18 protein-coding genes and 4 pseudogenes are annotated in these 19,752 nt (G+C 71.5%); 7 read left to right on the forward strand and 15 right to left on the reverse strand.

Going from position 1 to position 19,752, the window contains the following annotated elements; genetic code table 11:
* Positions 1 to 292: 292 nt before the first annotated feature.
* The gene (locus AB0I49_RS36405; protein ID WP_363231513.1) at positions 293 to 1,594 is read right to left on the reverse strand and encodes a glycosyltransferase 87 family protein; all 1,302 of its coding nucleotides are present in this window, start codon (positions 1,592 to 1,594) and stop codon (positions 293 to 295) included.
* Positions 1,595 to 1,810: 216 nt separating this feature from the next.
* Positions 1,811 to 2,935 (reverse strand): glycerate kinase, encoded by a 1,125-nt coding sequence (locus AB0I49_RS36410; protein WP_363231550.1) that lies wholly within the window; start codon positions 2,933 to 2,935, stop codon positions 1,811 to 1,813.
* Between the two features lie 177 nt (positions 2,936 to 3,112).
* Here AB0I49_RS36410 and AB0I49_RS36415 point away from each other — a divergent pair, with 177 nt between their 5' ends.
* A complete protein-coding gene (locus tag AB0I49_RS36415; RefSeq protein WP_363231514.1) occupies positions 3,113 to 4,894 on the forward strand; it encodes a BCCT family transporter in 1,782 nt (593 codons plus the stop codon).
* Positions 4,895 to 4,908: 14 nt separating this feature from the next.
* Here the strand turns inward: AB0I49_RS36415 and AB0I49_RS36420 are convergent, their stop codons facing one another.
* The 6 genes and pseudogenes from AB0I49_RS36420 to AB0I49_RS36445 form a co-directional block, all read right to left on the reverse strand.
* Complete coding sequence (locus AB0I49_RS36420; RefSeq protein WP_363231515.1) at positions 4,909 to 6,276, reverse strand: cytochrome P450; 1,368 nt, start codon at positions 6,274 to 6,276, stop codon at positions 4,909 to 4,911.
* Positions 6,277 to 6,326: 50 nt separating this feature from the next.
* On the reverse strand, positions 6,327 to 7,325 hold the full coding sequence (locus tag AB0I49_RS36425; protein ID WP_363231516.1) for a hypothetical protein: 999 nt from the start codon (positions 7,323 to 7,325) through the stop codon (positions 6,327 to 6,329).
* Between the two features lie 80 nt (positions 7,326 to 7,405).
* Positions 7,406 to 8,746: a monooxygenase gene (locus AB0I49_RS36430; RefSeq protein ID WP_363231517.1), complete on the reverse strand. Its 1,341-nt coding sequence runs from the start codon at positions 8,744 to 8,746 to the stop codon at positions 7,406 to 7,408.
* 271 nt (positions 8,747 to 9,017) lie between these two features.
* Positions 9,018 to 9,527 carry a methylated-DNA--[protein]-cysteine S-methyltransferase gene (locus AB0I49_RS36435; protein ID WP_363231518.1) on the reverse strand — a complete coding sequence of 170 codons (510 nt, stop codon included), beginning with the start codon at positions 9,525 to 9,527 and terminating at the stop codon, positions 9,018 to 9,020.
* Between the two features lie 62 nt (positions 9,528 to 9,589).
* A complete protein-coding gene (locus tag AB0I49_RS36440; RefSeq protein ID WP_363231519.1) occupies positions 9,590 to 11,062 on the reverse strand; it encodes an AlkA N-terminal domain-containing protein in 1,473 nt (490 codons plus the stop codon).
* A gap of 204 nt (positions 11,063 to 11,266) precedes the next feature.
* Positions 11,267 to 11,512, reverse strand: a pseudogene (locus AB0I49_RS36445) (transferase); the annotation flags it as partial.
* A gap of 27 nt (positions 11,513 to 11,539) precedes the next feature.
* Between AB0I49_RS36445 and AB0I49_RS36450 the strand changes: the two are divergent.
* A pseudogene (locus AB0I49_RS36450) lies at positions 11,540 to 11,705 on the forward strand (transposase); the annotation flags it as partial.
* Positions 11,706 to 11,759: 54 nt separating this feature from the next.
* Here AB0I49_RS36450 and AB0I49_RS36455 read toward each other — a convergent pair.
* Positions 11,760 to 12,377: a TetR/AcrR family transcriptional regulator gene (locus AB0I49_RS36455; RefSeq protein WP_363231520.1), complete on the reverse strand. Its 618-nt coding sequence runs from the start codon at positions 12,375 to 12,377 to the stop codon at positions 11,760 to 11,762.
* Positions 12,378 to 12,442: 65 nt separating this feature from the next.
* Here AB0I49_RS36455 and AB0I49_RS36460 point away from each other — a divergent pair, with 65 nt between their 5' ends.
* From AB0I49_RS36460 to AB0I49_RS36470, 3 genes are read left to right on the forward strand one after another with little or no spacing between them, the layout of a single operon-like run.
* The gene (locus AB0I49_RS36460; RefSeq protein ID WP_363231521.1) at positions 12,443 to 13,348 is read left to right on the forward strand and encodes an oxidoreductase; all 906 of its coding nucleotides are present in this window, start codon (positions 12,443 to 12,445) and stop codon (positions 13,346 to 13,348) included.
* A 14-nt stretch (positions 13,349 to 13,362) separates the two neighbouring features.
* Entirely contained in the window at positions 13,363 to 14,292 is a 930-nt protein-coding gene (locus tag AB0I49_RS36465; RefSeq protein ID WP_363231522.1) for an SDR family NAD(P)-dependent oxidoreductase, read from the forward strand.
* The gene (locus AB0I49_RS36470; protein ID WP_363231523.1) at positions 14,289 to 14,750 is read left to right on the forward strand and encodes a nuclear transport factor 2 family protein; all 462 of its coding nucleotides are present in this window, start codon (positions 14,289 to 14,291) and stop codon (positions 14,748 to 14,750) included. The genes AB0I49_RS36465 and AB0I49_RS36470 overlap by 4 nt, the downstream gene beginning before the upstream one ends.
* 43 nt (positions 14,751 to 14,793) lie before the next feature.
* On the opposite strand, the pseudogene AB0I49_RS36475 reads toward AB0I49_RS36470, so the two are convergent.
* A pseudogene (locus AB0I49_RS36475) lies at positions 14,794 to 14,952 on the reverse strand (transposase); the annotation flags it as partial.
* Between AB0I49_RS36475 and AB0I49_RS36480 the strand changes: the two are divergent.
* Positions 14,952 to 15,245, forward strand: a pseudogene (locus tag AB0I49_RS36480) (IS5/IS1182 family transposase); the annotation flags it as partial. The pseudogenes AB0I49_RS36475 and AB0I49_RS36480 sit on opposite strands and share 1 nt — an antisense overlap.
* A gap of 22 nt (positions 15,246 to 15,267) precedes the next feature.
* Here the strand turns inward: AB0I49_RS36480 and AB0I49_RS36485 are convergent.
* The 4 genes from AB0I49_RS36485 to AB0I49_RS36500 form a co-directional block, all read right to left on the reverse strand.
* Positions 15,268 to 15,747: a hypothetical protein gene (locus tag AB0I49_RS36485; RefSeq protein WP_363231524.1), complete on the reverse strand. Its 480-nt coding sequence runs from the start codon at positions 15,745 to 15,747 to the stop codon at positions 15,268 to 15,270.
* 82 nt (positions 15,748 to 15,829) lie between these two features.
* Positions 15,830 to 16,063, reverse strand: a complete 234-nt coding sequence (locus tag AB0I49_RS36490) for a DUF397 domain-containing protein (protein WP_363231525.1) — start codon at positions 16,061 to 16,063, stop codon at positions 15,830 to 15,832.
* Positions 16,064 to 16,162: 99 nt separating this feature from the next.
* Complete coding sequence (locus AB0I49_RS36495; RefSeq protein WP_363231526.1) at positions 16,163 to 17,017, reverse strand: helix-turn-helix transcriptional regulator; 855 nt, start codon at positions 17,015 to 17,017, stop codon at positions 16,163 to 16,165.
* Positions 16,990 to 17,523: a DUF6879 family protein gene (locus AB0I49_RS36500; protein ID WP_363231527.1), complete on the reverse strand. Its 534-nt coding sequence runs from the start codon at positions 17,521 to 17,523 to the stop codon at positions 16,990 to 16,992. Before AB0I49_RS36500 ends, AB0I49_RS36495 begins: the two co-directional genes overlap by 28 nt.
* A 378-nt stretch (positions 17,524 to 17,901) precedes the next feature.
* Here AB0I49_RS36500 and AB0I49_RS36505 point away from each other — a divergent pair, with 378 nt between their 5' ends.
* On the forward strand, positions 17,902 to 18,279 hold the full coding sequence (locus AB0I49_RS36505; RefSeq protein ID WP_363231528.1) for a CU044_2847 family protein: 378 nt from the start codon (positions 17,902 to 17,904) through the stop codon (positions 18,277 to 18,279).
* Between the two features lie 7 nt (positions 18,280 to 18,286).
* On the opposite strand, the gene AB0I49_RS36510 is transcribed toward AB0I49_RS36505, so the two are convergent.
* On the reverse strand, positions 18,287 to 19,708 hold the full coding sequence (locus AB0I49_RS36510; protein ID WP_363231529.1) for an NAD(P)/FAD-dependent oxidoreductase: 1,422 nt from the start codon (positions 19,706 to 19,708) through the stop codon (positions 18,287 to 18,289).
* Between the last annotated feature and the right edge of the window lie 44 nt (positions 19,709 to 19,752).

Genomic DNA, 19,752 nt, shown 5'->3' on the forward strand with positions numbered 1-19,752 from the left:
CCTAACCCCAGCCCCGAACACGGCGGCAGGCAGCGAACCGCGACCGGCCACCCCCCTCCCCTGCCGCTGCCCGCGCTCTGGACCCGCAGGGTCCGAGACGAAACCCGCACCCGCCCACGCCCAATGCCGCCCCACGCGGCAGCGCTCCAGGAAGCCCCCCGGCCTCGTCCCACCGGCGTTGCCCCCCAATCCCGCAGGTCCGAGGAGGACCCCCGCCCCAGCGCACAGGCCCGACGCGACCGGCGGCCGCCCTGGTGGGGCAGGGCGGCCGCCGAAGCGTGTCAGTCGGAGGTCAGTCGGAGGCGGCGGCGGTGACCGGGGTTCTGGTGCCGGGGGCCGTGGTGTCGTGATCGGTGGGCGGTGTCCCGCGGTCGCGGGACAGGCTGACCGCGAAGCGGGGCCATAGCAGGAGGACGACGGGGTAGATGGCGTAGCCGATGCGCGTCGCCGGGGACAGCACGATGGCCAGTAGCAGGCCGAGCGCCAAGCGATCGGCGGCGGAGACGACGTCGCGTACCGGGCGGAGCAGGAGCGACGCCCCCACGGCCAGGGCGCTGATCAGGATGAGCGCCACGGCGACCGCCTTGCCCTGCGGCACGACCGAGACGATCAGATGCCCGAGCAGCGGGCTCTCGGCGGAGGACTGGGTGGGGCCGAGGCCCAGGGGGTAGAGGACGACGTTCTGGTAGAAGGCCCCGGTGTCCACGAGCGCCACCGGTACGACCGAGAGCACCGCGATCCCGGCGGCCCCGGCGGCGCACCTGATCGCGTCGCGCCTGCCGCGGCAGGCCCAGAGCAGGGCGACCACCACCGGCACGGCCGGCCAGGCGGTCCACTTCAGGGCGGCCGCCACGCCCAGCGCCAGGCCCGCGCGCCCGGCCCGGCCCCGGTGCGTAAAGGCCAGGGCGAGGCAGACCAGGGCTATGACGGGCGGGTCCACGCCGCCGATGGTCAGCGGCAGCGCGACGACGGGGCAGGCGATCAGCCACAGGAAGCCGGTGGAGCCGGACGTGCCGGCCGGGGTGGCGCCCGTACCGCCGGCGGCGCCCTTGCCGGTGCCCTTGAGCGAGACCCGCAGCGCGCCGAACGCGGCCGCGAGGAAGCCGACGAGGAACCAGAGCCGGGCGCTGCCGAGGAAGGAGTCGCCGAACAGCACGCGCGGTATGCCGAAGATCGCCATGCCCGGCAGGTAGGGGTTGAAGTCCGGTACGGCGTGCGGGTCCGAGTTGTACGGGGTTCCGGAGTGGAGCAGCAGGTCGGCGCCGCGCTCCACCACGCCGACCTCCATCTGGGCGCGGTCGATCACCGTCAGGTATACGAGCGGTACGACGACCGCGCCGATCAGCGCCACCACGGCGGCGTTGCGCGCCCAGCGCCTGGCGGAGACGGCGGCGACCACGGCCGCGCAGCCGTACCCCGCCGCGGCGGCGATGCCCCAGACCCGCTGCGAGGTGTGCGGGGGCGACGAGAGGCCCACCGCGAGCGCCACGACCGCGCACACCAGCAGCAGCGGCCAGTCCCACCGCCGGCCGGGGCGCGACGGGTCGGGCGCCGAGCCGATGCCCGAGGGCCGCCTCCGGATCGTCTCCGCCATCAGAACGCGGCCCCCAGAAACGTTTCACCACGGCCGGGCCGGGAGGCGGGTATGGAGAACAGCCCGGTTTCGGGCATGCCAAAGTGGGGGTGGCTGGAGATCATACGGGGGACTATACAGAACACCTATAACTGTGGTGTATAGCCAGCGCCCCGGCCCCAGCCCTCCCAAGCGTCACTAGTTTCCCAAGCGTCACCAGCTCCCCCAAGCATCACTTCAGCCCAGGCAGTCGCGCGCGATCGCCTCGGCCGCGCGCTCCAGCAGCGGCCCCGCCTCCGACATGCAGCGCCGCGGGTCCGCCTCCAGCTCGGTCAGGGGGTACGCGCGGCGGATGCCCGCCGCGGCCAGCGCCTCCTGCGGAAGCTCCAGGCGGCCGCAGACCGCCACGGTCTCGACCCCGGCCGCACGGGCCGCCGCGGCAACCCCCGCCGGGGCCTTGCCGTGCAGGGTCTGCTGGTCCAGCGCCCCCTCCCCCGTGATGACGAGCCCGGCGCGCGCCAGCGCCGCGCCGAAGCCGAGCACCTCCAGCATCACCTCGATGCCCGGCCGGAACGTGGCGTCGAGGCCGATCAGCGCGCCGTAGCCGATGCCGCCCGCGGCCCCGGCCCCCGGCGACTGCGCGTACTCGGCGGCCCGCGGCCCGATCGCCTGCTCCAGCACGCCGACGTAGTGCGTGAGCGCGTTGTCCAGCGTCGTGACGTCCTCGTCGCTGGCGCCCTTCTGCGGCCCGTACACCGCCGCGGCGCCCTTCGGCCCGGTCAGCGGGTTGTCGACGTCGCTCGCGAGGACGATCGGGACCTCCGCGAGACGCGGGTCGAGCCCGGAGAGGTCCGCCGAGGTCAGCTCGGTCAGCGGCCCGCCGCCGTGCGGCACGGGGTCGCCGTCGTCGTCGAGGAAGCTCGCGCCGAGCGCGGCCAGCATCCCGGCCCCGCCGTCCGTGGTCGCGCTGCCGCCGACGCCGAAGACGATGCTGCGCGCCCCCGCGTCGAGCGCCGCGCGCAGCAGCTCGCCGGTCCCGTACGTGGTGGCGGTGAGCGGCGTGAAGACGCCGGGCGGCAGGTGCCGCAGCCCCGACGCCTCGGCCATCTCCACCACGGCGGTGCCGTCCGGTCCGAGCGCGAACGTGGCGGTGACGGGCGCCCCCAGCGGGCCGGTGACCTGCGCCTCGTGGGCCTCGAACCCGGCCGCCAGCGCGGCGTCCACCGTGCCGTCGCCGCCGTCGGCGACCGGTAGGGCCTCGACCCCGACGCCGGGCGCCGCCCGGCGCAGCCCCGCCGCGACATGCTCGGCGACCTGAACGGCCGTCAGCGAGCCCTTGAACTTGTCCGCGGCGATCAGCACGCGCGTCGGCTCTGTAGTGGAAACGTCCGCCACCTTGCTCCCCTTGCTTTTCGGCCCGGCTCTCGCACAGGCGCTCGCGCCGCAGCGACCCTACCCGCCATGGTCCGGCGTTGCCCATGGCCCCCGGCGGCGCGCCAGCCCCGGAAAAACCTCCCAATCCGGCCATAGTGGGGCGACATGAGCACCGACACCCCGCAGCCGACCGACCCGGCCGCCTCATCCGGACCGCCCGGAACACCCGGACCGCCCGGAACACCTGGTCGGGCCGGACCGCCTCCCGGACCGCCGCACGACCAGCACCCGGACCTCGCGGTCGTCTCGATCGGCGGCGCCGCGGTGCTGGGGGTGGTCGCCTGGGCGGCGTTCGGCAAGCACTCCTTCGACCGCGCCTCGTCGGCCGCGCTGGGCTGGGTGCTGTCGAACTTCGCGTGGCTGTTCGTGATCGCGGCCGATGTCTTCCTCGTGATGGCCGTGCTGATCGCGCTGAGCCGGTTCGGCCGGATCCGGCTGGGGCGGGACGAGGACCGGCCGGAGTTCGGAAACCTCGCCTGGATCGCGATGATGTTCAGCGCGGGCATGGGCATCGGCCTGATGTTCTACGGGGTCGGCGAGCCGCTCCAGCACTTCGCCGCCCCGCCGCCCGGCAGCGGGGTCTCCGCGGGTACGGGCGCGTCGGCCCGTACGGCGCTGGAGTACTCGTTCTTCCACTGGACCCTGCACCCCTGGGCGATCTACGGCATGGCCGGGCTCGCCCTCGCCTACGCCGGCTTCCGCAAGGGCCGCGGCAACCGGGTCAGCGCCGCGTTCGTACCGCTGCTCGGCGAGCGCCGCGCGGCCGGCTGGCCGGGCCGCGTCATCGACCTCCTCGCCGTCTTCGCCACCGTCTTCGGCACGGCGACCAGCCTGGGCCTGGGCGCCCTCCAGGTGTCGAAGGGCCTGAACATCACGACCGGCGTCGAGGACTCCAAGACCCTCGAACTCATCATCATCGGCTCGCTGTCGGCGGCCTTCGTGCTCTCCGCCTTCTCCGGCCTGCACAAGGGCGTCAAGTGGCTCTCCACCATCAACATCGTGCTCGCCGCGTGCCTGATGCTCTTCGTCTTCGTGCTCGGCCCTACCGTCTTCATCCTGAACACCATCCCCGCGAGCGCCGGCGGCTATCTGCACGACCTGCTGACGATGGCGACCCGCACCGGCGCGTTCACGGACCCGGACTGGCTCGGCACCTGGACGATCTTCTACTGGGCGTGGTGGCTGTCCTGGGCCCCGTTCGTCGGCACCTTCATCGCCCGGATCTCCCACGGCCGTACGATCCGCGAGTTCCTGGTCGGGGTGCTGCTGGTGCCCAGCGGGGCGACGGTGATCTGGTTCTGCGTGATGGGCGGCAGCGCGGTGCGCCTGGACATCACGGGCGCGGCCGATCTGACCGCGACCATCAAGGACGGCGCGGAGGCGTCGATGTTCGGGCTGCTGGAGGCGCTGCCCATCGGCACGGTCACCTCGTGGATCGCGATGGCGCTGGTCATGACGTACTTCATCACCAGCGCCGACTCCGCCTCGCTGGTCATGGGCTCGCTCACCAGCCGCGGCGCGCTGCATCCGCGCACCTGGCTGGTGATCGGCTGGGGCGTGCTGATGGCGGCGGTGGCGGCCGTCCTGCTGGTGGCGGGCGGGCTGAACTCGCTCCAGTCGGCGACGATCCTGGTCGCCCTGCCGTTCGTGCTGGTGATGCTCGCGCTGTGCTGGTCGCTCGTCAAGGAGCTCCGCGACGATCCCGGCGCGGGCCCGGCCCGTCACCACGCGCTGCACGGGATGCGCGACGCGGTACGGGCCATGGTCGGCGATGTCGTCTCCGAGCAGGGGCCGGTGCGGCACGCGCGGCTGCGCCGGGTGGTGGAGAGCGCGCGGGACCGCGACGACGGCCGGGACGGCGGCGCGGGGAGCCCGCCGGGGGCATAGGCGGTGGTCGCAGGTCACCCCGGTCCCGTACGCCGGGTCAGCCGCAGCGCGAGGCGGCGCGGCCGGTAGAAGGCGGCGAGCGGCACGGGCCGCAGGTCGGCGCCGGGCTCGGCGCGGACGTCCCAGCGGCTGACGAGCGTGGCGAGGGCGAGCACGCACTCGGTCATGCCGTAGGCGTCGCCGACGCATTTGCGCGCCCCCGAGCCGAAGCCGACGAACGCGCCCCGGGGCAGGGCGGCGGCGCGGGCCGCCAGCCACCGGTCGGGGTCGAATTCCTGGGCGTTCGCGTGGACGCCGGGGTGGCGGTGGACCGGGACGGGGCTGATGACCACGGTGGCGCCCGGCGGCAGCGAGCGCCCCGCCAGCTCCGTCTCGGCGGTGGCCACGCGGGTGAAGAGCCACCCCGGCGGGTACAGCCGGACCGTCTCGTCGACCACGCGCCCGGCGCGCGGCAGCCGCTCGACGTCGGCCCAGCGGGCGGGCCGCCCGCCGAGGACGGCCGCGCACTCGGCGCGCAGCTTCTCCTGCTCCGCGGGGTTCCGGGACAGCAGCAGGAAGGCCCAGGTGAGCGTGGCGGCGACGGTCTCCGTGCCGGCGGCCAGCACCGTGACGACCTGGTCGTGGATCTCCGCGTCGGACAGCCCCGGCCCGCCGTCCTCGTCCCGCGAAGCCAGCATGACCGACAGCAGGTCGCCGCGGTCCGCGCCGTCGCGCGGGCGGGACGCGACGATCCGCTCCACGGTGCCGCGCAGATGCCGCAGCGCCCGCCGGTGGCGGAGGTTGGCCGGAAGCGGCGCCCGGCGCAGCGCCGGGGGCATGAACATCTGGCGGAAGAACCCGCTGAAGGCCGTCTCGAAGGAGCGCCGGATGCCTTCGACGGCCTCCTCGTCGACGTGGGTGCCGAACAGGGTGCGGGTGACCGTGCGCAGCGAGAGCGCGTACAGGGCGGGGTACGCGTCGATGACCTGGCCGGGGCTCCAGGATGCGGCGAGGGCCGTGATCTCCTGTTCCATCACCTCGGCGTATTTCTCCAACCGAGCGCGGTTGAAGGCGGGTTGGAGGAGTCTGCGCTGTCTGCGGTGGTCCTGGTGCGGGCAGGTGGCGACGCCGTTGCCGGCCATCGCGCGGGCCCTGTCGTAGTACGAGCCGCCCTTGTCGAACGTGCGGTCGCCGGCCAGCACCTGCCGCAGCAGTTCGGGGTGGCACGGCACGTACGCGCGGGTCCGTCCGAGTCGGATCTCCACGAGGTCGCCGTACGCGGGGAGTTCGGCGAGGAACGCGGTGGGGAGGTGCAGCAGCGGCCAGATGTGACCCAGCCCGGGAAGCGCTCCGGGGGCCGAACCGCAGGTGAATGGCGAGGTGTTCACAGGGATCTCCGTCACCGGGCTCTCCTCTGTCACCCGCTCCTCCTTCTCCACCGACCCCTCCTTCCTCACCGGGCGGCGGCGCACGTCGTTCCCTCCGGGGGGACGGCGTACCGTTCGGACCGCACCGACCAGTCGAGGTTTCCGCGCATCCAGCACTTCATCCCGTGCGTCAGGGAGTTCAGCGCCGCTCTCTCCGCTTCCGTGACTCCGAGCCATCCGGAGCAGATCCGCTCCAGTTCGGACTCCGCCGCGTGGAAGGAGCGGATGTCGTCGGCAACGCGCGCGTAGATGTAGTCCACCGACTCCTGTGCGGTCAGGCCGAGTTCGCGCCGTACGACCAGGACGCCGTTGGTGGTCTCGCCGATGGCCAGCTCCTTCGCCAGCGACACCACGTCGTTGACCCAGACGACCACGTCGGCGGCCCTGTTGGCCATCGTCCGCAGCTGTTCCGTCTCATGGAGCAGCGGCGGGACCTCCAGCCCCGTGGAGAACTCCAGCAGATCCAGGCACGCGGTGATGGAACCGGAGGCGCGGCGCAGCTGTACGTACTCGTCGAGCGACGGCGTGTGGCGCTGCCGCCGGTTCAGCGCCTCGTACCGGAAGGCGGTGAGGAAGTGCGTCACATGGGTGATGAACCGCATGCGCCAGCAGAGGCTGCTGCCGGGCGCGATCCTCCGCCACACGTGGGCGATCTGGCGCACCAGCGGCGAGTCGAGACCGTCCGCCCGCTCCCCCGGCTCCGGACCCGGTTCCTGCCGCGGCTCCGGGTCCGGCTGCTGCCGCGGCTCCGGCGGGAGCGCTGCCAGTACTTTCCGCACGGCGGCGGCGTGACCGTCCGGGGTGCGCGGGCCGCGATGGTCGAAGTAGTCGTCGATGGCGAAGAGCCAGGAGAACCAGCCCGCGAGGGGTACGGCGCGGTCGGCGCGCAGGCCGGGGTAGGCGCGCGCGATGAGGTCGCCCGCGCGGATGGCCGCCAGCCTTTCGCGCGCCTCCGCACCGCTCACCAGACCGTATTCCTGGGCCCAGTTGACGACCATGCCGTTGAGGGCGCGCGCCCCGGGCACTCCTTGGGAGGGGAGTCGGTAGATGGGGTGACCTGGGCCGGGCCGGATGATCAACTGCCGTAAGTCTTCGATGCGTTGTCTCATATCCCTTCACCGCCTTCGCCGGAGCAGCCGAAGGACGGGATGAGGAGGGTGGCGGGTGAGGCCGTCATGTGCTGGACCTTCAGGAACCGCCGGTACAGGGCGGGGTCGTCGGGTATGCGGCGCAGGAACCGGTGGAGAACCCGTCGCGAGAGGGCGGCCGTCAAAGGCACGTGTTCCGTCCTCCACCCCAGGTCGAGGCTCGATGTCAGCAGCCAGGGGAGGCGCAGGGTACGCGCGGCGCGACGCTGGAAGCTGCGGCAAGCACCGTCGATGTCGGGGGTGTTGAGCGTCCGACCCAGGAGTACGGCCTGCATCGCGGCGACGGTCATGCCGTGCCCGTACAGCGGGTTGAGGGAGCACAGCGCGTCGCCCAGCACGACGAGGCCGCCTGGCCAGGGGCGGAGCCGGTCGTAGCGGTGCCACTGGCCGCCGAGCCCCGCGTACCGGTGGACGGGGCCGAGCGGCCGGGCCTCCGCCACGATCTGCCCGATGTGCGGATTGGTGAGCGAGGCCGCGTACTCGGCGAATCCGCCGGGGTCGGTCGGCGCCATCTCGCCGTCCGCGCCGAACAGGCAGACCAGCCACCGCCGTTCCTCTATCGCGAGGACGGTGCCGCCTCGGCGCGCCGCCGGGGCGAGGGTGGCCTGCAAGGACGCCTGCCAGTCGAGGGCGGGGGCGCGGGCGTCGCGCCGGTAGACGCGGGAGGCGTACGAAAGCCTGGCGTCGACGCTGAGCGCGGCGGGGGCGGCGAGGCCGGCGTCGGTCAGCCACTGCGGGAGGCGGGAGTGGCGGCCGGCGGCGATGACGACGAGGTCGGCGGGGAGGATGCGGCCCGGTTCGGGCGGATCGGTGCTGACCATACGGACGCCCGTATGGACGCCCGTATGGACGCCGGTACGGACACCGGTGACGCGTCGGCGCCCGGCGTCGAGGGCGAGCCCTTCGACGCGGGTCCGGTCGGCGAGTACGACGGTGGGCTCGGCCAGGACACGTCGCCGGAGGGCCGCGTCCAGCAGGGGCCGACTGAAGGTCTGGAGCGGGATGCCCGTCGTGACGCGCGGGGACCAGCCCGTGGGGTACAGCATCGGGAAGCGACCGAAGTCGGACAACGGGGCCCCGTTCGCGGCCAGTTCGGCGCGCAGACCGGGGAAGAGCCGCTCCAGGATGTCCGCGCCGCGCGCCAGGAGCGCGTGGGGGTGGCGGCTCTGCGGGGTCCCCTTGCGGTGGACGGGGGCCGCATCGGGGTCGATGCGGTCCGCCTCGATCACGGTCACCGCATCGAAGCGGCGGGCGAGGACTCGGGCGGCGACGAGCCCCGCGTAGCCTCCCCCCACCACGACGGCGTGCCCGTGCCCGTTCCCGTGCCGATGTCGATGTCGATGCCTCGTACTCGACGACCGTGCGACCCCGTCGCTGCGCATGCCTTCCGCCACCGCCTCTCATGAGGGCAGGGGCCCCGGAGTGGCGCGCCGCGCGTGGCGGGCCGCCGACTGGTCCGGGGCGAGTGACGTTCACCGAAGGCTTACCCACCGTGCCGAGGCCATAGACGGGCGGCGGAAGGGCAGCATCGTCTCTCCCCTCCGCTTTCCCCTCCACGGTTGGGGCCGCTCAGAACAGCGCGTCCGGCTCCGTAGCACCGCTGCCGCTGACGCCGCGTTCGAAGTCGAGGAGCCGTCGCTTGCGTGCGATGCCGCCGCCGTAGCCGGTGAGGCTGCCGGTGGAGCCGACGACGCGGTGGCAGGGGACGATGATGCTGATGGGGTTCTTGCCGTTCGCGAGGCCGACCGCGCGGGAGGCTCCGGGGGCCTCGATACGGTCGGCGAGCTGCCCGTACGAGACGGTCTCGCCGTACGGGATGCGCTGGAGTTCGCTCCAGACGCGGCGCTGGAAGGGCGTGCCGTCCAGGTGCAGCGGCAGGTCGAACTCCGTGATCTCCCCAGCGAAATAGGCGTTCAACTGGCGCACGGTCTCGGTGAAGGGCGTGTCGTCGGGCGCGCCGAAGGTCTCCTCGGGCGGGCGGTGGCGCTGCTCGGTCATATAGAGGCCGCAGAGGGTGCCGTCGGAGGCGACGAGGGTGAGGGGGCCGTAGGGGCTGTCGAGGCGGGTGTGTACGCGCATGGGTACGTGCTTCCGATGGGGAGAGGGCGGATGGAAGGGGCGGAGGGTACGGGCTCGGGCGTTCACCCGGCGGGGATGCGGTTGATGGCGTGATCGTCGACGGACCAGAGGTACTGGACGGCGTACGCGCGCCAGGGCCGCCAGGCGGACGCGTGCCGGGTGAGGGCGGCCGGGGTGGCCGGAAGCCCCAGCTCGGCCGCCGCGCGGCGGACCCCGAGATCGGTCGGTACGAAGGCGTCGGGGTCGCCGAGCGCGCGCATGGCGATGACCTCGGAGGTCCAGGGCCCGATGCCGGGCATGGCGTCGAGGCGTTCGCGGGCGGCGGGCCAGTCGCTGCCGACGCCGAGGGCGAGGTCGCCGGAGGCGAGGGCGGAGACCATGGCGACGACGGTGGCGCGGCGGCCGGCCGGCATGGCGAGGGTGGCGGGGTCGAGCGCGGCCAGCGCGTCGGCGGAGGGGAAGAGGTGGGTGAGGCCGCCCGCCGGATCCTCGACGGTCTCGCCGTGCGCGGCGACGAGCCGGCCCGCGAGCGTACGGGCGGCGGCGGTGGAGACCTGCTGCCCGAGCACGGCCCGTACGGCGAACTCGTCCGCGTCCACGGTGCGCGGCACGCGCCGTCCGGGGGCCTTGTCGACGAGGGGCGCGAGCCGTTCGTCGGCGCGCAGCAGGTCGTCGACGGCTTCGGGGTCGGCGTCGAGGTCCAGCAGCCGGCGGCAGCGGCTGATCGCGCCGGTCAGGTCGCGCTGGTCGGTGAGGGCGAGGCGGCAGCCGATGTGACCGGGCTGCGGGCGCAGTTCGACGGTCCCGTGCCCGTACGGCAGGCGCAGCGTGCGCCGGTACGCGCCGCCGCGCCACTCCTCCACGCCGGGGACGGCGGTGGCGGCGAGGTGCCCGAAGAGGTTGTCGGGGCACAGCGGCGCCCGGAAGGGCAGCCGCAGCGCGAGCACACCGGACGGGGAGGGCCGCCGGCCGCGGGCGGCCCGGCCGCGCAGTTCGCTCGGGGAGAGCGCGAAGACCTCGCGTACGGTCTCGTTGAAGGTGCGGATGGAGGCGAACCCGGCGGCGAAGGCGACGTCCGCCATCGGCAGCTCGGCCGTCTCGATCAGCAGCCGCGCGGTCTGCGCCCGCTGCGCCCGGGCCAGCGCCTGCGGCCCGGCCCCGAGCTCGGCGAGCAGCTGCCGCTCGACCTGCCGCGTGGAGTACCCCAGCCGCGCCGCCAGCCCCGGCACCCCCTCCCGGTCCACCACCCCGTCCCCGATCAGCCGCATGGCCCTCGCCACCAGGTCCGCCCGCTCATTCCACTCCGGCGACCCCGGACTCGCATCCGGCCGGCAACGCTTGCACGCCCGGAACCCGGCCTGCTGCGCAGCCGCCGCACTCGGATAGAACGTCATGTTCTCAACCTTCGGCGGCACCACCGGGCAGCTGGGCCGGCAGTAGATCCCCGTGGTCAGAACAGCCGTGAAGAACCACCCGTCAAAACGCGCGTCCTTGGACTGCACGGCCCGCACGCAGCGGTCGAAGTCGGTGTGCATGAATCCAGCATGACGGCCGACGGGCCCGTGGGCTCGCGGAAATCCGACATGGGGGTCGGGAGCGAGGACACCGCTCACGCGACCTCGAACGCCCCCGCGCCCGCACTCCCCCAACGGAACCGACTCGGCTACCGCGATCCGCTGGTACGCGACGAACCGCGCGAGATCGCCCTCTGCCAGGCACCATGCGTCTCAGACCTCTCTTCAAAGACCACGTGTCGCAACGATCGCTGCGGCAGCCGGTGTTGTGAGCACTTCGGCGGCCCGCAGGAATGGATGAGTGAGGTAGAACACGCGGAGCTCATCCACTTCGCCGCCGAAACGGGGCGGCCAGTCCGGGGACGGGGTGAAGTCGTCCAGGATGAGGATGCCAGCGGGAGCGAGCAGTTCAATGACGCCCTCGGGGTCGTCGCGCTTGCCTCCGCCGTCGCAGAAGAAGACGTCAAAGGGCATGAGCGCGACGCTATCCGCCGTCAGAGGCGAACAGGGCCGGCCCCGGTCGACCGGGGCCGGGTCGGCTCGAAGCGCCACTTGATCACGGACGGGGCGTGGGGCACCGCTCACGGTCGTGCTGACCGGCGGCAACCGCAACGATGTCGCCCAGCTCATCCCCCTGCTCGACGCCATCCCGCCCGCCCGCGGCAGCGAGCGCCGTCGGTCAGGAGGAGCGGAGGCGGGACACGATCTTGCGGCCGGGTCAGCGCGGCCCTGCGGGACAGGCACCTCGCAGGAACTGTGACACCGCGTTGTCCACGAGCCCTTCGAGCCGTCCCGGCTCGATCATGCCGCTGTTGACCATGGACGTGATCCCCAGGACGGTGGCGTAGATGATGAGCCCGACGTCCTCCGGGTCGCCCCCCTCCAACTCGCCGCGCGCCTGGCCCTCTTCGATCAGGTCGCTGATCTGCCCGAACGCGGCCGCGGCGGCCTCGGCGACTGCGGTCGCCCCCGGGCGGTACTTGCTGGAGTTCATCAGTTCGGTCAGCGTGGCGTTCTCGGTGGCGAACCGGGCGTAGGCCCACGCGAACGCGTGCAGGCGAGCGGGCAGGTCGTCCTCGTCGTCGATCTCGTCCACCGCGGCCCGCAGCTTCGCGCCCAGGCGGACAAACCCCGACTCCGCGAGGGCGTCCAGCAGCGCACGGCGATCCGCGAAGTGCCGGCGGGGCGCCGCGTGGCTCACGCCGATGTCCCGTGCCAGGTCCCGCAGGGAGAGCTGCTCGACCCCGTGGGCCCTCAGGCTGCGCTCCGCCGCGTCGAGGAGCTCCGTACGGAGATTCCCGTGGTGGTAGGGCCGCCGCTCGGTGGTGTCAGGCATGGGGCCAGCCTACTCGGCGCAATGTTTCCATTGACAACAATGTTGTCGCTGACTACTCTCGCGGTATGTCCAGATTCTCCCTCGCCGACCTTCCGGACCTGACCGGCCGCACCGCCGTCGTCACCGGCGCGAACAGCGGTATCGGGCTCGTCACCGCCCGCGTTCTCGCCGAGCGCGGTGCGCAGGTCGTCCTGGCTGTACGCAATCAGGAGAAGGGGGAAGCGGCGGCGGCGACCATGACGGGCCCGGTCCGGGTCCGTGCCCTCGATCTCGCCGACCTCTCCTCCGTCCGGGCATTCGCCCACGGCCTTCCGGGCCCCGTCGATCTGCTGGTCAACAACGCCGGCCTCTCCCTGGGGCCGCTCTCCCGGACCGCGGACGGTTTCGAGTTGCAGTTCGGGACCAACCATCTGGGCCACTTCGCCCTGACGAACCTGCTCCTTCCGCGCATCAAGGAGCGGGTCGTGACAGTGGCTTCGCTCGGGCATCGCATCGGCTCCCTGGACTTCTCCGACCTCCAGTGGGAACGCAGGCCGTACCGGCCGAACGCCGCCTATGCGCAGTCCAAACTGGCCAACCTCCTGTTCGCCGCCGAACTCCAGCGCAGACTCAGCCGCGCGGGATCATGCGTCATCTCGACGGCGGCGCATCCCGGCATCTCCTCGACGAACCTGATGCGAGCGGAGGAGAAGCCCTCCCTCGGTTTCCGCGTCGAGAAACTCCTCGTCGGGCTCGTCGCCCACAGCGCCGAGGCCGGCGCCCTGCCCACGCTCTACGCCGCCACCGCGGACCTCCCCGGCGACAGCTATGTCGGCCCCGACCGGCTGTGGGGCATGCGCGGTGCGCCGACGCTGGTCGGACGGGCCACCCGAGCACGTGACGGCTCGGCGGCACGGCGGCTGTGGGAGGTGTCGGAGGAACTGACCGGCACGCGCTTCCCCCTCGATGCGCCTACGCCCCCTGCCTCGTGAAAGGAAGCGCCGCTGTGGCCCGTCCACGGAAAAACCTGCGGAAGAACAGTCAGAAGAACGAACTCATCGTCGTCTCCGGCGCCTCGTCGGGCATCGGAGCCGCGACGGCACAGGCCCTCGCCGCGATGGGCTACCACGTCCTCGCCGGGGTACGCACCGACAGCGAGGCGGACGCCGTCCGGGCCGACGGCGTCGAACCGGTCACCTTGGACATCACCGTCCCGGAACACATCGAGGCCCTGACCCGGCGGATCGCCGACGACCCCGAGCAACGCGTCCTGCGTGCCCTGGTCAACAACGCGGGGATCGAGATCAACGCTCCCGTCGAGGTGCTGCCCCTTACCGTGTGGCGCGAGCAGTTCGAGGTGAACCTCTTCGGGCACATCGCCGTTATCCAGAGACTCCTCCCCCTCCTGCGGCGGAGCCGGGGCAGGATCGTCAACATCAGTTCCGTGGGCGGGGTGGCCGCGCTGCCCGTCTTCGGGGCGTACGCGGGAACCAAGTTCGCCCTCGAAGCGGCCAGCGACTCCTTGCGCCGCGAGGTCTCGGCGCACGGTGTGCAGGTGGTCGTCGTCGAGCCCGGCGGTGTACGGACCGAGATGGCCGCCCGCAGCGGTGACATCTCCCTCGAACTCGCCGCCGGGATGAACGCCGAGCACCAGCGTCTCTACGGCGACCTCATCAACGCGACCGTGTCGTCGAACACAGCCTTCCTGAAACGCGCCGTACCTGCGGCGAAGGCGGGGGCCAAGATCGCCAGGGTGGCGACCACGCCCCGCCCGCGCGCCCGCTACACCCTCGGCAGGGACGCCGCCTTCATCATCCCCCTCGCCCGTTTCCTGCCGACCCGGCTGATGGACGGCATCCTCGCGATGAGCCACCGGTCCCGGAACCCGAAATCCGCGCCCACACCCGCACCCGAGTCAACAGGGAGCCCTTCATGAGCACGCTCGCCGACCGCATCGAACTGATCGAGCTGATGGGCCGCTACGCCGACATCGCCGACCTCAAGGACTTCACCCGCCTCCCCTCCCTCGTCTACAGCGACTCGGTGACCCTCGACTTCTCCTCGGTCATCGGCCTGCCGCCCATGACCGTGCCGCTCGACGAGTACGTCCAAGTGCTGGGCCAAGCCTTCGCCCCCTTCTCCGCCACCCACCACACCGTCACAGGTCACGTCGTCGAGATCGACGGCGACCGCGCGACCCTCCATGCGCACATCCGCGCCGAACACTGGGTGCCGGAGGAACGGGCAGGCGACGGGCCGGACCGATGGCTGGTCGTCGGCTTCTACGACAACGAGGCCGTCCGGACACCGCACGGCTGGCGCCTCAGCAGCGTCAAGCTCACCGCCACGCACCAGGAGAACGCCCACCTACAGGGGTCTACCCCAGGCATATGAGCACGCCGGCCAGCCCCTGGCACCGCTTGAGTCCCCAACACAATTAGTTGGTCTGTCGGAAGGTAATCAGGCAGCAGGCGAGGCGGAGGAAGGCTTCGTGGATATCGACTCGCCGTTCCCATCGGATGCGCAGGCGCTCGAAGCCGTGTAGCCAGGCAGAACTGCGCTCTACGACCCAGCGGTAAACGCCCAGGCCGCTGCCGCGGCCGGTACTTCAAGGCCCAGCGGCTGCATTCGGACAAGGCATACGACATCCCCCACCTGCAGAGATGGCTATGGGGTAAGCACATCGGCGTGCGCATCGCCCGCAAAGGCATCGACTCCAGCGAACGGCTCAGCCACCACAGGTGGGTGACCGAGCGGACCATGTCTTGGCTGTCGGGCTACCAGTGCCTCAGCCCCCGCTACGAGCGCAATTCCCGCAACTACCTGGCCTCCCTCGGACTCGCCGCCGCCCTGTGCTGCTACAAGCGGCTCGGCCGCCTCACCACATAGGACACGGTCTGAAAAGCGGCGGCTACGGGCGGGACGACCGGAGCGGGCAGTTCAGCTGGGGCGCGGCGCGGTTCGGGGAGCACGTCACCAGAGCGAGTGACAGGAATTGCGGCCGTCTCAGGTAGTGCCCGTGCGAGATGTCTCCGCCCCAGGCCAGGGTCTCGGCGGCGAAGGCCACCCGTCCGGTCAACCGGGTGCTGTCACGGTCCTCCTCCGAGGAGAAGCGGGGCGCGAACTCGACGAGCTGCCGGCCCAGCCACTCCGCGGCCTCTTTCGGCTCTTCCCACGTTCCGCGGACAAGCCGTGACGGCTTCATCAGCCAGTGAGCCACCTGAATCGGCGGCACATCGCAAGTGCGCCACTCGGCCGCCGCCTCCCGGTAGCGCTGCGCCACGTCGGACGGGCTTGTGGCGGTCGGCTCCTCCGCCGCCGGCGGACGACGGATGCCCTCCTTGTCGAAGGTCGCCTTTTCCCCGACCCAGAGATAGCCATGGCAGTGCATTGGTCCGTCCCGTTCGGTTCGGCAGGGTTGGAGGCGGCCCCGCCCTCCCCAGAGGGCGAGGCCACCAGTTGGCGCCGACCGGTCAGGCCGAGAGTCCGAAGCGCGCGGGGTCGATGCCGGCCGCGTCCAGTTCAGCGGTGGTGAACCTCAACGGCTCGGCGCCCGGCCGCTTGCTGTCGCTGACAGCCCATGCGTCCGCACCGATACGGGCCAGGGCCACGCACGATTCGCCGTCCGGGTGCGTATTGCCTCCGCAGGCCCGGCGGAATCGTGCTCCGTCGATATCGAGGTCGTACAGATCAGTGGCATTCGGCATGCTGGTGCACCTTTCTGGTACTTCCGGTGGGCGGCTGAGCTGCCGCCCGGAACCCGCCACGAGGCGTGGACCCAGCATGAGGCCATTCCTGACGTGCTTCTAGCCTGTTTCCCGTTCACTCAAGAAGCCGTCACGAACGCCGGCCACGAGAGCTCGCATATCTTCATCGAAAACAGCAACACGTTCGAAAACATTGAACTTCGCAACATACACTTCGATATCCCTCATCTCGCGTGTCGTGATCTCGGCGTGAGGGATTTCGATGATGGCAAGACGGGCATCGAAGAGCACGAAAGAGCAGGTAGGCAGGTCAGGCATCGCAGCAACCGAGGGAACAACGCCGATTCTGATGTTGGGCATTCTCGACAAGGCGATCAGCTTGTCCAGCTGTGCGGCCATCATCGGAGCAGGAACGAGCCGCCACCTGAGCACAGATTCAGTGATGATGAACCGGAATTCACGCGCACTGTCGTACAGGATCTCCTGACGCCGCAGCCGGGCGCCCATCATTTTCTCCAGCGTGTCATCCGTATGCCCGTGTCGGCCCAGTACGGCACGGACATACTCAGGGGACTGGGCCAGCCCTGGAATGCAGGAAGGCTGAAAGATCCGGAGCAGGAACGTCTGGGCCTCTATGCCGCGGATGTCTTCCTGGTGTTTGTGCGAGCCTGTGCGACGGTAGATACGCCACGCCGTCGCTTCCGTGGCAGTCCGGCGCGCCGCCTTGGTCAGTTGATCCTTGACCTCGCCCGACACCTCCAAGGCCGTCAAGATGCGCTCGACATCCATGACGCTGGGCGCCAGCACCTCATTCTCGATCTTGCTGAGCTTGCTCGGAGACATGGCAGCGCTACGGGCGACCACCTTCGCCTGCTTCCCGCTGGCTTCGCGCAGTTCCCGCAGCGCTCTTCCGATGTTGAGCCCGTTCACCCCGGCGCGTACCGGTCCCACCACGCACGGAACGGCACCGCGTGGCTCATGGCCACATCCCGGTGCTCCAACCATTCGGCAGCCTCCGGGCTGCCGGACAGCACCTCGGCGCCGAGGAACTTCCCGTCCTCGCTGTACCGCATCGGAACGATGGAGTGCTCATCGAATGCCCAGAAGTCCGGTACGCCTTCCAGCGGGTTATCCCGCTCTGTCGTGTCGAGGATGAAGAACTCCTCGCCGACTGCTTGGTTTCTGTGATACCCCCAGGCGAGTTCGAACCTCAAGTAGTCGCTCAGCGGTCGGCTGAGGACGTGCACGCGATACATGCGCTTTCCGGACCGGACAGCGTCTTGTACGGTCGTCACCCACTCCGCCGACTCATACCCTTCCGGCTGGCCTTCACCGGCCAGAAACGCCTTATAGGCCGCCACGCCACCGGATTTACTGTAATCGTCACGCGTCTCCAGCCGGAACGCCTCCCGCTGGAAATCGTCGAAGAGTTTCCCGAAGTCTTCAGGTGAGATATTCACGGGCCGCCCTCCTCAGAAGCGCTGCGGGGATGCGTACGGCCGTCTCATTGTCCGGAAGCGCCATGGTGGCCAGCGCTTCCGCGTCCTCCACTTTGAAGCCCTGAACCAGTACATGCTCGGTGCCCTCGACGGTCCATACCGTCGGGCATGGACCGTCGTCGCAGTCGCTCGCCAGCTGCCTGAGTTTCAATGGCTGACCCCCTGTCAGTCGGTGTGCCTTCGATCCTTCCGGTCCGGCGACAAAGGGGTCAAGGGACCACACTTGAGAGAACAGGAAACCGGATTGTCGGTCCCGCTCATGGCGCGTCGCGCACCTCGCGGGGGTGGATTCCGCAGAGTCCGCCGACCGGCCCGGCATCAGACTGCATCATGGGCCAAGTGACCGACTACGCCGAGATCGTGCTGGCCGATGACACCACCGTGCGCCTGGCGCTCGCGCCCGCCGGGGCGCACCCAGGGGGCGGGGATACCGGGCTCAGCGGGATGACACCGGTTGGGCGCGGTGCGCAGGCGGCGGCCGCTATCGCGACCGAAACACTGCGCACCGTGCTGCGGCCGCTCGGGCCGCTGCTTCAGGAGGTGCACGATGCGGTGGGGGCGGCGGCGGATCCGCCGCAGGAGTTGAGTGTGGAGTTCGGGGTGCAGGTCGGGCAGGACCTCAAGTTGGGCATTGTCGGGGCCAACGGGCAGGCCAGTCTCACCATTTCCGCTACGTGGAAGTTGAATGAGGGGGCGGTGGCCGGCGACGGCGGCTGATGCTTCCTCAGCTCGACCTCCCCCGCAGTCGCCGCCACACCGCCCGCGCCGCGTGGTGGCCCGACATGCCGTGCACGCCCGGGCCCGGCGGGGTGGCGGAGGAGCAGAGGAAGACGGAGGGGTGGGCCGTTTCGTAGGGGACGCGGGTCAGTTTGGGGCGCAGGAGGAGGCGGAGGCCCGCTACGGAGCCGGTGGCGATGTCGCCGCCGACGTAATTGGCGTTGCGGGCGGCCAGTTGTGGCGGGCCGGCCACGGCTCGGGCCAGGACCAGGTCGCGGAAGCCCGGCGCGAAGCGGTCGAGTTGGCGCTCGATGGCCTCCAGCGCGTCGCCCTCCCAGCCGTTGGGCACATGCCCGTACGCCCAGAACGTGTGCTTGCCCTCCGGGGCGCGGGTCGCGTCGACGATGCTGGGCTGGGCGGTGATGAGGAACGGTACGGACGGGTCGCGGCCGTCTACGGCGGAGCGGAGGGCCGCGGAGATCTCCCCGTACGTGGGGCCGATGTGCACCGTGCCCGCGCGGCGGGCCGCCTCGGCGGTCCAGGGCATGGGGCCGTCCAGCGCGTAGTCGACCTTGAACACGCTCGCGCCGTAGCGGTAGTCGCGGTAGGCGTTGCCGAGTCCGGCGATGCGGGCGAGGGCGGTCGGCGAGGTGTCGAAGACGTAGGCGCGGGCGGGCGGCAGGTCGTCGAGGCGTTTGACCTGGAAGCCGGTGTGGATCACGCCGCCCTGTTCGCGCAGGTACGAGCCGAGCGCGTCGGCGATGGCCTGTGAGCCGCCGCGCGGGACCGGCCAGCCGGCCGAGTGCGCGGCGAGCGCGAAGACCAGCGCCATGCCGCCGGTTCCGATCGCGCCGAGCGGGGCGATGCCGTGCGCGGCGAGCCCGGCGAGGAGGGCGCGCGCCTTCTGGTCGCGGAACCGGCGCGCCAGCAGGGCCGCCGGCTGGGCCGCGACCGGGCCGAACCGCGCGTAGGTGAGCGGGTCGCGCGGCGGGCCGTCCCACTGGGTGCGCAGGAAGTCCCTGGCGATGGCGTCCCACTTGCCGAGGAAGGGGGTGAGGAGCCGGCGGTACGCGCCCGCGTCGCGCGGTCCCAGCGACATCGCGGTCTCGCCGACCGAGCGGGAGAGCAGCGCGGCGGTCCCGTCGGGAAAGGGGTGGGCCATCGGCAGTTCGGGGTGCAGCCAGGTCAGGCCGTGGCGGGCGAGCGGCATGGCGTTGAAGGCGGGCGATCCCGCGCCGAGCGGGTGCACGGCGGAACAGGGGTCGTGGCGGAAGCCGGGGAGGGTGAGTTCCTCGGTGCGCGCTCCGCCCCCGATGGTCTCCGCGGCCTCGAACACCTCGACGGCCATGCCGCGCCGGGCGAGTTCGACGGCTGCGGTCAGTCCGTTGGGCCCGGCACCTACCACGACCGCGTCGAGCATGGATGGCACCGGATGGGCTCCCCTCGTCGTTGCGGCCGCTCTGAGGTCAGGCG

The organism is Streptomyces sp. NPDC050617, from assembly GCF_040654795.1.
Classification (GTDB): domain Bacteria; phylum Actinomycetota; class Actinomycetes; order Streptomycetales; family Streptomycetaceae; genus Streptomyces.

What these genes read in the sequence shown, in the direction of transcription:
- AB0I49_RS36405 (WP_363231513.1), bottom strand. Translation starts at nt 1,594, where the DNA reads ATGGCGGAGACGATCCGGAGGCGGCCCTCGGGCATCGGCTCGGCGCCC.
- AB0I49_RS36460 (WP_363231521.1), top strand. Translation starts at nt 12,443, where the DNA reads ATGTCCAGATTCTCCCTCGCCGACCTTCCGGACCTGACCGGCCGCACC.
- AB0I49_RS36470 (WP_363231523.1), top strand. Translation starts at nt 14,289, where the DNA reads ATGAGCACGCTCGCCGACCGCATCGAACTGATCGAGCTGATGGGCCGC.
- AB0I49_RS36490 (WP_363231525.1), bottom strand. Translation starts at nt 16,063, where the DNA reads ATGCCGAATGCCACTGATCTGTACGACCTCGATATCGACGGAGCACGA.
- AB0I49_RS36435 (WP_363231518.1), bottom strand. Translation starts at nt 9,527, where the DNA reads ATGCGCGTACACACCCGCCTCGACAGCCCCTACGGCCCCCTCACCCTC.
- AB0I49_RS36485 (WP_363231524.1), bottom strand. Translation starts at nt 15,747, where the DNA reads ATGCACTGCCATGGCTATCTCTGGGTCGGGGAAAAGGCGACCTTCGAC.
- AB0I49_RS36415 (WP_363231514.1), top strand. Translation starts at nt 3,113, where the DNA reads ATGAGCACCGACACCCCGCAGCCGACCGACCCGGCCGCCTCATCCGGA.
- AB0I49_RS36440 (WP_363231519.1), bottom strand. Translation starts at nt 11,062, where the DNA reads ATGCACACCGACTTCGACCGCTGCGTGCGGGCCGTGCAGTCCAAGGAC.
- AB0I49_RS36455 (WP_363231520.1), bottom strand. Translation starts at nt 12,377, where the DNA reads ATGCCTGACACCACCGAGCGGCGGCCCTACCACCACGGGAATCTCCGT.